The following is a 13,906-nucleotide window of genomic DNA, read 5'->3' on the forward strand; positions in this document are numbered from 1 at the left end:
ACATCATGATAATACATCCCCAGTTTGATCCGGTGCTGATCAGCATCGGCCCGCTTGCCATCCGCTGGTATGCCTTGAGCTATATCGTCGGCTTTATCCTGTTTACGATTTTGGGCCGCCGTCGTATCGCGCAGGGCAATTCTGTGTTTACCAAAGAAATGCTCGACGATTTCCTGACTTGGGGTATCTTGGGCGTGATCTTGGGCGGCCGTATCGGCTACGTTTTGTTTTATAAATTTTCCGATTATCTTGCCAACCCGTTGGATATTTTCAAAGTTTGGGAAGGCGGCATGTCGTTTCACGGCGGCTTCTTGGGCGTGGTCGTTGCCATGTGGCTGTTTGGTCGCAAGCACAACATCAGTATCTTGAAATTGATGGATACCGTTGCGCCGCTCGTACCGCTGGGCTTGGCTTCCGGCCGTATCGGCAACTTTATCAACGGCGAACTTTGGGGACGCGTGACCGAACTCAATGCTTTCTGGGCAATGGGTTTCCCGCAAGCGCGTTACGAAGATGCGGAAGCTGCGGCGCACAATCCTTTGTGGGCCGAATGGCTGCAACAATACGGTATGCTGCCGCGCCACCCGTCTCAGCTTTACCAGTTTGCCCTTGAAGGCATTTGCCTGTTTGTCATCGTTTGGATTTTCTCGAAAAAACCGCGTCCGGCCGGTCAAACGGCGGCATTGTTCTTGGGCGGTTACGGTTTGTTCCGCTTTATTGCCGAATTTGCCCGTCAGCCTGACGACTATCTCGGCCTGTTGACTTTGGGTTTGTCTATGGGTCAATGGTTGAGCGTGCCGATGATTGTATTGGGTGCGATTGGTTTTGTTTGGTTTGGCCGTAAAAACAGCGTTGCCAAAGCATAAATAAAACAATGAATAAAGGCCGTCTGAAAAGGTTTTCAGACGGCCTTTTTATGGCTTCAAGCAAACGGATTTCGAGTTTAACCGAAAAAGCCCATTTTGACTTGAATGAGTTTTTCCAACTCCGGCAGGACGCGGCGGCGTGAGACGAAGAAGATAATGTGGTCGCCGTCTTGCAAGATGGTTTCGGTGTGGTGTCCCATGATGACTTCGCCGGTTGCGCCGCGGACGATGGCGGCGATGTAGCAGTCGCTCGGCCATTTGATGCCGCTGATGCGGCGGCCGACGATGGCGGAAGTGTTTTTATCGCCGTGTACCACCACTTCAATGGCTTCGGCCGTACCGCGGCGCAAAGGATGGACGGCAACGACGTCGCCACGGCGGATGTGGGCGAGAATAGAGCCGATGGTAATCAGATGGGGGGAAACAACGATATCGATTTTGTTACCCTCGAGCAAATCGACGTAGCTTGAGCGGTTGACAATGGTGATTACGCGTTTGGCACCAAGGTTTTTCGCCAACAGGCTGGACATGATGTTGTTTTCGTCATCATTGGTCAGCGCGCAGAAGACGTCGATTTCGTCGATGTATTCTTCGTCCAACAGGGTTTCATCGGTGGCGGAACCTTGCAGGACGAGGGTGTTGTCCAGATTCTCGGCCAGCCATTCGGCGCGGTGGGGTTTGTATTCGATGATTTTGATGTCGTATTTGGACTCGAGCTGCTTGGCGAGGCGGTAGCCGATGTTGCCGCCGCCGGCAATCATGATGCGGCGGGTGCGCGCTTCTTTCGGACGCAATTCGCGCATGATGGCTTCAACGCTGTTGATGTCGGCGGCAAACAGGACTTCATCGCCTTCGATGATGACGGTTTGCGGCGTTGGGACGATCAGGCGGTTGTTGCGGTAGATGGCGCAGATTTGGCAGTCCGCGCCTTCGAGCAGGTGTTGGTTGATGTCGGCAATTTCACGGCCGATCAGCAAACCGCCTTTGCGTGCTTGAACAATCACCATGCGCACTTTATCGTTGGCGAAACTGAGTACCTGTAATGAGCTGGTGTAGTTGAGCAGGCCGACGAGTTGTTCGGTAACTAGCTGTTCGGGGCTGATGGTTTCGGTAATGCCGAAGATGTTGAGGCTGCCTTCTTCGGGGTTGTCGCTGCCGGCAACCGGATATTCGAGGTATTCGCTTGAGCGCACGCGTGCGATGCGGCTGGGGATGTTGAATAGGTCGGCGGCGATTTTGGAGGCAACGATGTTGGTTTCGTCGCTGCGGGTCAAGGCAAGCAAAAGGTCGGAGTCTGCCGCGCCTGCCTGTTCGAGGGTAAAGGGCGATGCGCCGTTGCCGACGATGGTTTGGACATCGAGGCGACTGCTGATACGGTTGAGCGCTTTTTCGTCGATGTCGATGATGGTAACGTCGTTGCTGGGAACGGAGGCAAGGTTTTGAGCGACGGTCGAGCCGACTTGGCCGCTGCCGAGGATGAGTATTTTCACGGTAATTGAGTGTGTTCGGTAAAAATGAAATTGTAACAAAAGGCCGTCTGAAATTGGAGTTTTCAGACGGCCTGATTTTTCAATCGGCTAAAGGATTACCAATAGCCCAAGGCTTTCCACCACAAGATGCCGACAGTGCTGAAAATCAGAATTTCGACCACGCTCATGATGAAGCCGGCTTTCCACCATTCGGTCATGTTGACGTAGTTTGAGCCGTAAATGACAGGTGCAGAACCGGTGGCATAGTGGGTCAGTGACATCATGATGCCGGTAGCGGCTGCCATAATCAGGGCAAACAGCATCGGTGGTGCGCCCAAGGACAAGCCTGCGCCGTAGAATGCGCCGAACATGGCGGTAACGTGTGCCGTACCGCTGGCGAAAACGTAGTGGGCGTAGAGGTAGGCCAGCATCAATAGGGCACAACCGGCTTCCCAACCCAAGCCCATGTGGGCGATACCGCTTTGCATGGAGTCGGACAACCAACTGATGAGGCCCAGTTTGTTGAGGAAGTTTGCCATCATCACCAAGGCCGCAAACCAAACGATGGTGTCCCATGCGCTTTTTTCTTTCAGCGCGTCATCCCAAGTCAGTACACCGGTCAAAAGGCACAGGCTCAAGCCGAGGAAGGTGGTGGCGGTAGCGTCAACTTTCACGCCGAACAGCATCTCAGGAATACCTGCCCACAACAGCAGCAGAACCAGAAAAATACCCAGCATGATTTTTTCTTCACGCTTCATTGGTCCCATGGCAGCCAAATGCTCTTTTGCCAATGCAGTGGCGTTAGGGGTTTGTTTGATTTCGGGCGGATACAGGAAATACAGTACCAGCGGCATCAGGAGCATAGCAAGCAGGCCGGGTACGACCATCGCCAAGAACCAAGTACCCCAAGAGAGTTGGATTTGCGAATTGGTGGCTTTGGCAACCAATTCGACCACCAGCGGATTAGGTGCGGTGGCGGTGATAAAAATCAGACAGGTAATCACGTTGGAGTGGAAGTTGACCAGTGAAAGGTATTTACCGATTTTGCCTTCCGTCCCTTTTTCTGGGTCGGAGTCGAAGCTCAAGGCAATGGATTTCATAATCGGATGCACGATTGCGCCGCCGCGCGCGGTATTACTTGGCGTTACCGGACCGATGACCAAGTCGGCCAGTGCCAAGCTGTAACCTACGCCCAGCGTGCGTTTGCCGAAGAGGGAAATCAAAAGGTAGCCGATACGCATACCCAAGCCGGTTTTCAACAGGCCGCGCGAGATGATGATGGCGATACCGATCATCCAGATGAGTGAGTTGTTGAGGCTGCTCAAAGCGTCTTTGGTTGCGTCTGCGGCTTTTTCGTTGGTCACGCCGGTCAGTGCAACCAAGGTAATGCCCAAAATCGCCATTGCGCCGATAGGCATGGCTTTGCCGATGATGCCAGCGATGATGCCGACGAACAATGCCAAAAGATGCCATGCGTCAGGCGATACGCCTTGAGGAACGGGGATAACGAACCAGATAAGCAGCGTCAGCACAAGTGCGACCGCAGCAGGAATTGGCTTGAAGCCCATGTTGAATCTCCTAATTTGAGGATTGAAGTATTGGGAAATCGGTTTTCAGACGGCCTGAGTGTTGCTTAAGCTTGTCTGAACGTGTTTTGGTAGGTTCGGAAGGTATTTTTCTTATTGGGTTTCTCTTCCATCTTGGAAAGAAGAGAAAGGGATTTGGGTATCGTTTTTCAGACGGCCTTTACAGTAACAGGCCGTCTGAAAACAACGCCGTTTTACTCCTGTTCTTGTGGCAGGCCGTATTCTTCGGGGAAGGTACGCAGCGAGCTTTGCAACACGGTAACCGCGCCGTCAATCAAACCGCAACGGCCGCTTCGTGGCAACAGTTGGCACAGGCTTTGCAAGGCGCGCAGGTCGTCGGAAGTGCCGATACCGGTGTCCACGCGGTTGAGCAGGCGGGAAAGTTGGAATGTGCCGCCTTTGCACGGCGGGCATTGACCGCATGAGTTGGAAGCAAAAAATTCCACATATTCGGCTACTTTGCGCACCACGCTGGTGCCTTCGGAAATCACAATCATCGCGCCGGTACCGAGGCTGGATTTGCGTTCGCGCACGGAAACGAAGTCCAAAGGCACATCCAAATCTTTTACGGTCAAAAGCGTATTGGACGGGCCGCCGGTAAATACGGCTTTAAACGTACGGCCTTCGAGCATACCGCCGCCGTGATCGTAAATCAGCGATTGCAGGGTCGTGCCCATCGGCAGTTCGTACAGGCCCGGGTTCAATACGTCGCCGGAGAGTGAGTAGAGTTTCGTACCGGCTGCATCGCCCAAACCCAAAGATTTGTACCATTCCGCACCTTTAGCAAGGATTTGTGGAATATTGGCGAAGGTTTCGGTGTTGTTGATTAAGGTCGGTTCACCGTTGACACCGCTTTCGGCAGGGAACGGCGGCTTGCGGCGCGGGAAGGGGAAACCGCCTTCCAGCCATGAAATCACGGCAGTTTCTTCGCCGCCGATATAACGGCCTGAGGTTTCAACCAGTTGCAAGTCCAAAGGTTTACCCAAGTAGTTTTCAATACGGATAAACAAATCGCTGTTTTTCCATTGCTCAATGGCCGGTGTGATGGAAGCGATGGAGTCGGTTTGATGCGGATTGACGTACAAAATCGCTTTGTTGGCACGGCAGGCAACGGCGGCAATCAGGACGCCTTCGATGACTTGGTGCGGCGTATTTGCCAATAGTACGCGGTCTTTAAATGTACCCGGTTCGTCTTCGTTGGCATTGCAGACAACGTATTTGTCGCCATTTTTGCTTTGGGCGGCAACGGCGGCCTCCCATTTGCGCCAAGTCGGGAAACCTGCACCGCCCATACCGCAAAGATTGGCATCTTGCAGTTTGGAAACAATGCTTTGAGGATCGGCAAGCGCAGCCAGCAGGCCTTCGCCGCCGCCGACTTTGCGCCAAGCGGCTAAATCTGCGCCGACTTGGCGGGAAGGATGCAGTAAGTTTTGATTGGCTTGATTCATGATTGTTGCTCCTGCAAACCGGCGTGTTCGCGCAAATCGAATTTGCCGTAGTCGGGATATAAAACGGGGGCTTTGATGTCGCTGGTCAGACCGGCGCGGGTCATTTCGCGTTGCAGGTCGTGGACGTGTCCGACACCGCCACGTACTTTTTTCAACGGCAGGCCGCAATTTGCCGCGGCCTTACCGGCACGGCGACCGAAGCTGATGATGTCCAAAAGCGCATTGCCCATCAGGCGGTTGCGGCCGTGAATACCGCCGGTTACTTCGCCGGCGCAATAGAGGCCTTCGACGCAGGTTGCGCCGTCGCCGTTGATTTCGATACCACCGTTCTGATAGTGCAGTGTCGGATGAATCATGACCGGCTCAACGGCAGGGTCAATGCCGCATTTGTGAGCAACGTGGCCGAGTGTTACCAAACGGTTTAATACGTCAGGGTCGTTAGCAATCAGGCGCGGGGTGTCGAGGAATACGCCGACTTGTCCGTCGCGTACCACGCCGCGGCCTTCGCGGCATTCGCGCAGAATCGCAGCGGCAACAACGTCACGCGGTTGCAATTCGTCAACGAAACGTTCGCCCAAACCATTGACCAGTTTGGTGCCTGCGGAGCGCACGGCTTCAGAAATCAGCGCACCTGCCAAGTGTGGAGGGTGGGCAACGCCGGTCGGGTGGTATTGGAAAGAATCGACATCGCGCAGTTTGGCGCCGATACGGTAAGCCATGACCAGGCCGTCTGCAGTCGCACCATAATGGTTGGAAGTGGCGAAACCTTGCAAATGCAGGCGTCCGCTGCCGCCGGTTGCCAAGACCACGGCTTTGGCATGAACCAACACCAAAGAGCGTTTTTCCAAATCGTACAAAATCGCACCGACGCAGCGACCGTGTTCGTCTGACAATAATTCGATGGCGGGGTGGCGGTTGAGCTGGGTGATGTTTTCGTCGAGTTCGACTGCCTCGCGCAGTACGCGCATCATTTCGAGGCCGGTAAAGTCGCGGTAGCTCAAAATACGCGGTACGGTCGTACCACCTGCTCGTTTGCGGCTCAACATGCCGTTGCTGTCCGCGCCTTTGGCAAGGTCGAAAGTCATGCCCAAGCCGATCAGCCAGCGAATGGCGGACGGCGCATCGGTAACCATTTGCGCCACCAATTCTTTTTTGCCTGCGTTGTGGCCGCCTTTGATGGTGTCGTCAAAGTGTTGTTGCAGGCTGTCTTCCGCGCCGACCGCAGCTTGAATGCCACCTTCGGCCATCACGGTATTACTGTCGCCGATACGCAGTTTGTTCGCCATGATGACGCGTGCGCCGGCTTCAGTCGCAGACAATGCCGCTGCCGCGCCTGCACCGCCACCGCCAATTACCAATACGTCAGTGTTCAAGTGTTCAGCACCCGACAAATTATAGTCGTCAATCAGAGGCTGACTGATTAAGAGTTTGGCCAAATCAGGATGGCAGTAATCGCCTTGGTTTGGGCCGATAGGCAGTTTCACACGTGCATTTGCCTGATAGTCAGGGTGAAATTGGCTCAGTAATTCGTTTTTTTCAGGTAAATCGCCGCGCAGCTCCAATGAGGACGCACGCAGGTTGGCAAGGGCAGTTTCGTAGTCTATGCCTTGGATTTTGTTAACCATTACACTGACTCCTCTTCAAATTCGACTTTCATTTTGCCGCTGTCGATTTCGCGCAGGCGGCGCATCAAATCCACAGGACGCAATGTGCGCGCCGCTTTCATACGGCGGGCGAACAAGCCCAAGTGGTTCGGACGGATGTGTTCAGGGCAGGAGAGGGTGCAGAGGTTGCACATCACGCATTGGTCAAAGGTCAGCGCAGCCGCACTGAAATCGCCGGAAACTACCTGCGCTACGCCGTTTTCCACTTGCAAACCTTTAGGACAGGCTCGATTACAGCCGCCGCAATGACGACAGTTTTGCGCTTCGGGGAAGGCTTTGGCGGTATCGTCCAACCAGTTCCAGCCGTCGCCAATCTCGCTTACGTCGTAATATTGGATATGCTCCGGAATAAAGTAGTCCAAGAAGCTGACCTGCATCCCTTCTTCGACTTTGGTTTCACACGCCAACGCAGTCGTTACCTCGCGCTCGCCTTCTTTACGAATCATGCAGCGGCAGGAACCGCATACGCCTTGACCCATGCAGCCGACGTTGGCAGTAATCGCATTGCCTGAACGTGCATAGGCTTGGATGATTGACGAATCGGCGGAAGCTTTGACTTCGTGGCCGTCTATGGTCAGGGTTAACAAATTTTCACTCATGATTTGTTCCTGTGAAATTGGAAGTTGGAATAGTGGATAATTTGGTTAATTGTATTTTTATTACATTTATTGCGTATGAGGAAAATATCCAAGTGATTTACTCGGAAATTCTTTTAAAATCAATGTTTATCTCTATAAGGCAAAGTGTATCAGAATTTGTTGAATTTGATGATAGGGAGGAATTGGTATTGCTTAAGGAGAAGATTGTAAACAAAATATGCCTATTATTTAGACAAATTAATCATTTATATTTGATTTTAAAGGTAAAAGAAAATTACCTTTTCAGTATATTTGCAAAAATAATCTAATATTTGCTAGTAGAAATCATTATTATATCTTAAGGTTTAATATATAACTTATTGTATATATTAGATAATATTAATTTTGTAAACAAACGAAAAGGCTGTTATAAAATTTCAGAAAATTAAATAAGTTTGACATCCGTCAAGAAGGTTGAGGGAGGAAATGACATAAATTTTACAATTGTGTATCGTATTAAAAAATAAAATGGCCGTCTGAAATGGAGATGGTTCTCTTTTAAATACAGGTTATTAAATTGTTTACTTAGATGTGCAGGGCAAATATTTCAGACGGCCTGCAATAAGGTTATCGTTTAAAAATAATGTAATTTTATTTCTATGTAAGTGAATGGCCAGTAGATATAGGTTATCAATAACCAAGTGATTCAATATGTTATTAAATTCTATTTAAATCAATAAGGTATGAAAATGATATTGTCTGGATTATTCATTTGAAAGCACTATTACGCTATTGAAGGCCGTCTGAAAAATCGGTCTCTTAAAAAAATAAACAAACCCTTCCTACCATGACTCCCGAAAAGGAACACAATCATGACCGTCATCAAGCAAGAAGACTTTATCCAAAGTATTTTCGACGCTTTTCAATTCATCAGCTACTACCATCCTAAAGACTACATTCAGGCTTTATACAAGGCTTACCAAAAAGAAGAGAACCCTGCCGCCAAAGATGCGATGGCGCAGATTTTGGTCAATAGCCGTATGTGTGCCGAAGGCCATCGTCCGATTTGTCAGGATACCGGTATTGCGACCGTATTCTTGAAAGTGGGCATGGATGTACAGTGGGACGCCGAGATGAGCGTACAGGAAATGGTTAACGAAGGCGTACGCCGTGCATACACCTATCCTGACAACAAACTGCGCGCCTCTGTATTGGCCGACCCGGCAGGCAAACGTCAAAATACCAAAGACAACACCCCTGCCGTTGTACACATGGAAATCGTAAAAGGCGACAAAGTTGAAGTCACTTGTGCAGCCAAAGGCGGCGGTTCTGAAAACAAAACCAAAGTTGCCATGCTCAACCCTTCAGACAATATCGTTGATTGGGTATTGAAAACCGTTCCTCAAATGGGTGCCGGCTGGTGTCCTCCGGGCATCTTGGGTATCGGCATCGGCGGTACGCCTGAAAAAGCAGTGTTGATGGCCAAAGAAAGCCTGATGAGCCATATCGATATTCAGGAGCTCAAAGAAAAAGCCGATTCAGGTGCAGAATTGTCTACAACCGAAGCCCTGCGCTTGGAACTCTACAAAAAAGTAAATGCCTTGGGCATCGGCGCACAAGGTTTGGGCGGTTTGAGCACCGTGCTGGATGTCAAAATCCTTGACTACCCAACCCACGCGGCTTCCAAACCGATTGCCATGATTCCAAACTGCGCGGCAACCCGCCACATCGAATTTGAATTGGACGGTTCAGGCCCGGCTAAACTGGAAGCCCCATCTTTGGAAGACTGGCCGGATTTGACTTACAGCCCTGACAACGGCAAACGTGTCGATGTCAACAATCTGACCAAAGAAGAAGTGGCCACATGGAAAACTGGCGACGTGTTGTTGTTGAACGGTAAAATCCTGACCGGCCGCGATGCCGCACACAAACGTCTGGTTGACATGCTCAATAAAGGCGAAGAGTTGCCGGTAGATTTCACCAACAAACTGATTTACTACGTTGGCCCGGTTGATCCAGTCCGTGACGAAGTAGTTGGTCCGGCTGGTCCGACTACTTCCACCCGTATGGATAAATTTACCCGCCAAATGCTGGAACAAACCGGCCTCTTGGGTATGATCGGTAAATCCGAACGCGGCGCAGCAACTTGCCAAGCCATTGCCGATAACAAAGCCGTTTACCTGATGGCTGTCGGCGGCGCGGCATATTTGGTTGCCAAAGCCATTAAAGCATCTAAAGTCTTGGCGTTCCCAGAATTGGGTATGGAAGCGATTTACGAATTTGAAGTCAAAGATATGCCTGTGACCGTTGCGGTGGATAGCAACGGCGAATCGGTTCACGCCATTGCGCCAAAACAATGGCAGGCCAAAATCGGTATTATTCCGGTTGAAGCTTGATATTTGCCTGGATAATCAAAGGCCGTCTGAACGATTTCAGACGGCCTTTTTTTACTTACAAATAATTCAAATGTTTTCAAACGAGTAAATTTCCCTTTCTAAAAAGCACTTGTCAAAATCAGCGTTTGAAACTAGAATTCACAGCTTATCGAGTCGGAGTGTGGCGCAGTCTGGTAGCGCACTTGCATGGGGTGCAAGGGGTCGAAGGTTCGAATCCTTTCACTCCGACCAAAGAATTGGAAAGAGTCGTTTTAAAAACGGCTCTTTTTTCGTTTGGATGATTTATCTGAATAATGTGTCCGAATGGATTTTAAAACTTAATACCAATGCCGTCTGAAACAAAACCTGCTTAAAAAGCAGGTTTTGTTGTTTCTAAAGCAGGGCTATTCGGCACTATCTTTCAGCATGTCTTTATAAGTATAAAGATAAGACGCGCCGACAAAGGATGCGCCACCGACGACATTGCCTAAGAATACGGGAATCATGTTGAAGAAAAATTGCCCCCATGTGATATTTGCGCCTGCCAGAATACCCGCTGGGATAACGAACATATTGGCGACAAGGTGTTGGAAGCCGTTTAATACGAAAATCATGACTGGGAACCAAATGGCCAGCATTCGTCCGGTTGTGTTTTTAGCGGCAAAGTGCAACCACGCGCCCATGCAGACCATCCAGTTACATGCAACCGCCGATACGAAAGCGCGGCCGAAATCCATATGGACTTTTGCTTCCGCTACGGCAATGGTTTTTTCTGCCATGCTGCCTTCAATCATACCGACATAGTATCCGAGGAAAAAAGCCATCGCCAGCGTGCCCACCAAATTGCCCATGCAAACGATAACCCAGTTGCGTAGCAGCATTTTGGAGGAAATCCGTCCGGCCAATCTGCCTAAAGACATGATCATCATGTTGCTGGTTACCAGCTCGCCGCCGCCAAGCAGGATACAAATCAAGGCGATAGGGAACACGGCTGCGCCGAGTAAAGTGGCAAAACCGCCCCATTCGTGCGGAATGCCGCTGACTACTTTTAAATAGGCAAGATAACCGAAACCAATGTATCCGCCGGCTAAAACGCTCAAGATTACCAGTGTAGGGATGCTGGATTGTGCTTTGGCGCAGCTTTTGTCGAGAACAACCTGTAAAATTTCCTGTGGGTATAAATCGCGCGAAGGCATGATGTTCCTTAAAGTGGGTTGAGGAGGAAACGTTGTTTTAAAGGTGGTACAAACTGTCGCGGTAGAGTAGTGTTATAGGGAGCCGGTGTACGGTCTTTGTCTTATCAATCAGCCTGAATTAAACCTAAAAAACAGATACTTCGCCTTGCTTTAGCTCAAAAGAAATATTATTACATTTTGCTTCTGTATTAAAAAAGGCCGTCTGAACATTGAGGTTTCAGACGGCCTTGTTTTGATTTTTAAACTTACAAATGAGCCAGCTTTGCATTGCCTTCGCGAGGAATAGGGCGTGGATTGCCTTGTGCATCGATAGCGACGTAAGTGAATACGGCTTCGGTGACCAGTTGGCGGTCTTCCGTTACCATATCGTTCATCAAAGTCTTCACCCACACTTCGATTTTCAGTTGCAAAGAAGTATTGCCCACGCGGACGCAATGGCCGTAGCAGCACACGACGTTGCCGACCTTTACCGGCCTGATGAAATTCATTTCTTGAACAGCCACGGTTACAATGCGTCCCTGTGCGATTTCTGCCGCCAAAATACCGCCGCCCAGATCCATTTGCGACATAATCCAGCCGCCAAAGATATCCTGATTAGGATTGGTATCGCGCGGCATGGCTACCGTACGCAATAAAAGTTGTCCTTCGGGTGCGGCATGGGTTTGTTTGTTGTCAGCCATAAAAAATCCTGTCAAAAAGTGGTATTTTACGCCATTTGTGGCGATAAACCTATGTAGACCGTCTGAAAAATCAGCAGGTAAAGTGTTACAATCAACATATTCATCAGACAAAGGAGAAAGCTCATGCATCCGATTCAAGAACCAAGAAATAGCGGCCTTTTGCGCGTATCCGACATTCACGAAATCTACTGGGAAGAATCAGGCAATCCTGATGGCCACCCCGTGATTTTCCTGCATGGCGGCCCCGGAGCAGGCGCATCACCGGCCTGCCGCGGCTTTTTCAATCCAGAACATTTCCGCATCGTCATTATCGACCAACGAGGTTGCGGACGCTCCAAACCTTATGCCTGTATCGAAGACAATACTACATGGGATTTGGTTGCCGATATTGAAAAAGTACGCGAAATGCTCGGCATTCAAAAATGGTTGGTTTTCGGCGGTTCATGGGGCAGCACCTTGTCGCTGACTTATGCCGAAACCCATCCCGAGCGCGTCAGCGGCTTAGTTTTGCGCGGTATTTTCCTGTGCAGGCTGTCTGAAATGGCATGGTTGAACGAAGCAGGAGGCGTCAGCCAAATTTATCCGGCCCAATGGCAAAAATTTATTGCTCCCGTAGCCGAAAACAAACGCCAAGCCCTAATTAAAGCCTATCATGAAATGCTGTTCAGCGAAGATGAAGCCACGCGCCTCAAAGCGGCTAAATCATGGGCAGACTGGGAAAGCTACCTTATTCAGTTTGAACCTAAAGATGTAGATGAAGACCCGCAAGCCTCCCTTGCCATCGCAAGAATGGAAAACCATTACTTCGTGAACGAAGGTTGGTTGCAGGGTGATAAAGCCATCTTGGCAAATATCGACAAAATCCGCCATATCCCAACCATCATCGTCCAAGGCCGCTACGACCTATGTACCCCGATGCAAAGCGCGTGGGAACTCTCGCAAGCCTTCCCTGAAGCAGAATTGAGAATCGTCCAAGCAGGCCACTCTTCTTTTGATCCTTCGCTTTCTGAAGCATTAGTGAAAGCAGTAGAGGATATTAGAAGCAAGTTATAAAGGTTAATAAATGACAATGCCGTCTGAAAAAGTTTCAGACGGCATTTTTTCTATTTACATATTAAATTTAATATCATATTATCATTGCATGATATCAGTTTGAATTTTTTAGAATTTCAATATGAAACCCCTAATTTACTACGCCCATTCCGCGCAAGATAAACTCGGTAATCTCTTACCTTACGATCACTGGCAAACCTTACAAAGCCATTCGGTCAATGTTGGCGAAATGGCGGCGGGGTTTGCTCGGGTATTCGGTGCCTGCCATACTGGACAGCTTCATGACTTAGGGAAATATTCAGAACTATTTGACCGTCGATTGCATGGGGCCCTTCAGTCGATCATGCTACTGTTGCAGCGCCATCATATGTACTGCCATCAAAGCTATCTTTACGCATCTGATTCCGTCAATAGCTTTTTAGACGTCCTCTTGTTTATCCAAATTGTCTTTACTTATTTCAAAAAACTTCATGACCTAAAAGACAAAGAACTGGATGATAAACAAATCCTGAAAATGCACCGCAGCGTCAGGCAAGGCCTTTTAAACTATTATTAACAAGTTCTGCATGATCGAAAGCCACATGCAGCCGCTGATTATTCCGTTCGACAACGAGGCAGAAAACCTCATTATTAGCCTGCACCACGCCGACCACATCGGCGGACTCTTACGCAAACTACAACCCTACACCGTCCAAATCCCCGAAAAAGCCCTCGCCGCTTTATATAAAGCAGTGCGTATCGAACCGATAAACGAGAAAAACTTCGGTAAACAGTTTTATACGCTGATTGGGCTGGATTTGTATGATGACGTGGCGGGGCTTTCTTGGGAGGATACGGCGTTTTTGAAGGGGGAGAGTTTGGTGTTTTAGTTTAGTTTATAAGTTTTAAAATATTGATTTGAAATTTACCTTTAAAAGGCATATTCTTCGCATAGCTTAAAGGAAAATTTGGAGAAAATTAAAACTATGTCCCAATCTCAACTGACACCACA

At 49.5% G+C, this 13,906-nt stretch carries 10 protein-coding genes, 1 tRNA gene and 1 pseudogene; 5 read left to right on the forward strand and 7 right to left on the reverse strand.

Going from position 1 to position 13,906, the window contains the following annotated elements; genetic code table 11:
- Nucleotides 1–5 precede the first annotated feature (5 nt).
- Nucleotides 6–866 (forward strand): prolipoprotein diacylglyceryl transferase, encoded by an 861-nt coding sequence (gene lgt, locus KCG54_RS04025; protein WP_254324733.1) that lies wholly within the window; start codon nucleotides 6–8, stop codon nucleotides 864–866.
- 77 nt (nucleotides 867–943) lie between these two features.
- Here the strand turns inward: lgt and trkA are convergent, their stop codons facing one another.
- From trkA to KCG54_RS04050, 5 genes are all read right to left on the reverse strand, one after another.
- Nucleotides 944–2,356: a Trk system potassium transporter TrkA gene (gene trkA / locus KCG54_RS04030; protein WP_254324734.1), complete on the reverse strand. Its 1,413-nt coding sequence runs from the start codon at nucleotides 2,354–2,356 to the stop codon at nucleotides 944–946.
- A 95-nt stretch (nucleotides 2,357–2,451) separates the two neighbouring features.
- A complete protein-coding gene (locus KCG54_RS04035) occupies nucleotides 2,452–3,903 on the reverse strand; it encodes a DASS family sodium-coupled anion symporter (protein WP_254324735.1) in 1,452 nt (483 codons plus the stop codon).
- A 212-nt stretch (nucleotides 3,904–4,115) separates the two neighbouring features.
- Entirely contained in the window at nucleotides 4,116–5,369 is a 1,254-nt protein-coding gene (locus tag KCG54_RS04040; protein ID WP_254324736.1) for a complex I 51 kDa subunit family protein, read from the reverse strand.
- Nucleotides 5,366–6,994: an FAD-binding protein gene (locus KCG54_RS04045; protein ID WP_101755114.1), complete on the reverse strand. Its 1,629-nt coding sequence runs from the start codon at nucleotides 6,992–6,994 to the stop codon at nucleotides 5,366–5,368. The genes KCG54_RS04040 and KCG54_RS04045 overlap by 4 nt, the downstream gene beginning before the upstream one ends.
- Nucleotides 6,994–7,632 (reverse strand): 2Fe-2S iron-sulfur cluster-binding protein, encoded by a 639-nt coding sequence (locus KCG54_RS04050; RefSeq protein WP_070735107.1) that lies wholly within the window; start codon nucleotides 7,630–7,632, stop codon nucleotides 6,994–6,996. Before KCG54_RS04050 ends, KCG54_RS04045 begins: the two co-directional genes overlap by 1 nt.
- 851 nt (nucleotides 7,633–8,483) lie before the next feature.
- Between KCG54_RS04050 and KCG54_RS04055 the strand changes: the two genes are divergently transcribed.
- Both KCG54_RS04055 and KCG54_RS04060 read left to right on the forward strand, forming a co-directional pair.
- A complete protein-coding gene (locus tag KCG54_RS04055; RefSeq protein ID WP_003746217.1) occupies nucleotides 8,484–10,007 on the forward strand; it encodes a fumarate hydratase in 1,524 nt (507 codons plus the stop codon).
- Nucleotides 10,008–10,161: 154 nt separating this feature from the next.
- Nucleotides 10,162–10,238: transfer RNA gene (locus KCG54_RS04060), tRNA-Pro, on the forward strand.
- A gap of 152 nt (nucleotides 10,239–10,390) precedes the next feature.
- Here the strand turns inward: KCG54_RS04060 and KCG54_RS04065 are convergent.
- Both KCG54_RS04065 and yciA read right to left on the reverse strand, forming a co-directional pair.
- A complete protein-coding gene (locus KCG54_RS04065; protein ID WP_254324737.1) occupies nucleotides 10,391–11,182 on the reverse strand; it encodes a formate/nitrite transporter family protein in 792 nt (263 codons plus the stop codon).
- Nucleotides 11,183–11,427: 245 nt separating this feature from the next.
- Nucleotides 11,428–11,862: an acyl-CoA thioester hydrolase YciA gene (gene yciA / locus KCG54_RS04070; protein WP_049332732.1), complete on the reverse strand. Its 435-nt coding sequence runs from the start codon at nucleotides 11,860–11,862 to the stop codon at nucleotides 11,428–11,430.
- A 123-nt stretch (nucleotides 11,863–11,985) separates the two neighbouring features.
- Here yciA and pip point away from each other — a divergent pair, with 123 nt between their 5' ends.
- Nucleotides 11,986–12,915, forward strand: coding sequence for a prolyl aminopeptidase (gene pip, locus KCG54_RS04075; protein ID WP_254324738.1), 930 nt, complete (start codon nucleotides 11,986–11,988; stop codon nucleotides 12,913–12,915).
- Between the two features lie 403 nt (nucleotides 12,916–13,318).
- Nucleotides 13,319–13,784, forward strand: a pseudogene (locus KCG54_RS04085) (CRISPR-associated helicase/endonuclease Cas3); the annotation flags it as partial.
- Between the last annotated feature and the right edge of the window lie 122 nt (nucleotides 13,785–13,906).

It is taken from the genome of Neisseria subflava (assembly GCF_024205705.1).
In the GTDB taxonomy this organism is placed as follows: Bacteria; Pseudomonadota; Gammaproteobacteria; order Burkholderiales; family Neisseriaceae; genus Neisseria; species Neisseria subflava_D.

Coding starts and splice junctions, on each gene's coding strand:
- lgt (WP_254324733.1), top strand. CDS start 6: ATGATAATACATCCCCAGTTTGATCCGGTGCTGATCAGCATCGGCCCG.
- KCG54_RS04035 (WP_254324735.1), bottom strand. CDS start 3,903: ATGGGCTTCAAGCCAATTCCTGCTGCGGTCGCACTTGTGCTGACGCTG.
- KCG54_RS04040 (WP_254324736.1), bottom strand. CDS start 5,369: ATGAATCAAGCCAATCAAAACTTACTGCATCCTTCCCGCCAAGTCGGC.
- KCG54_RS04045 (WP_101755114.1), bottom strand. CDS start 6,994: ATGGTTAACAAAATCCAAGGCATAGACTACGAAACTGCCCTTGCCAAC.
- KCG54_RS04050 (WP_070735107.1), bottom strand. CDS start 7,632: ATGAGTGAAAATTTGTTAACCCTGACCATAGACGGCCACGAAGTCAAA.
- KCG54_RS04055 (WP_003746217.1), top strand. CDS start 8,484: ATGACCGTCATCAAGCAAGAAGACTTTATCCAAAGTATTTTCGACGCT.
- KCG54_RS04065 (WP_254324737.1), bottom strand. CDS start 11,182: ATGCCTTCGCGCGATTTATACCCACAGGAAATTTTACAGGTTGTTCTC.
- yciA (WP_049332732.1), bottom strand. CDS start 11,862: ATGGCTGACAACAAACAAACCCATGCCGCACCCGAAGGACAACTTTTA.
- pip (WP_254324738.1), top strand. CDS start 11,986: ATGCATCCGATTCAAGAACCAAGAAATAGCGGCCTTTTGCGCGTATCC.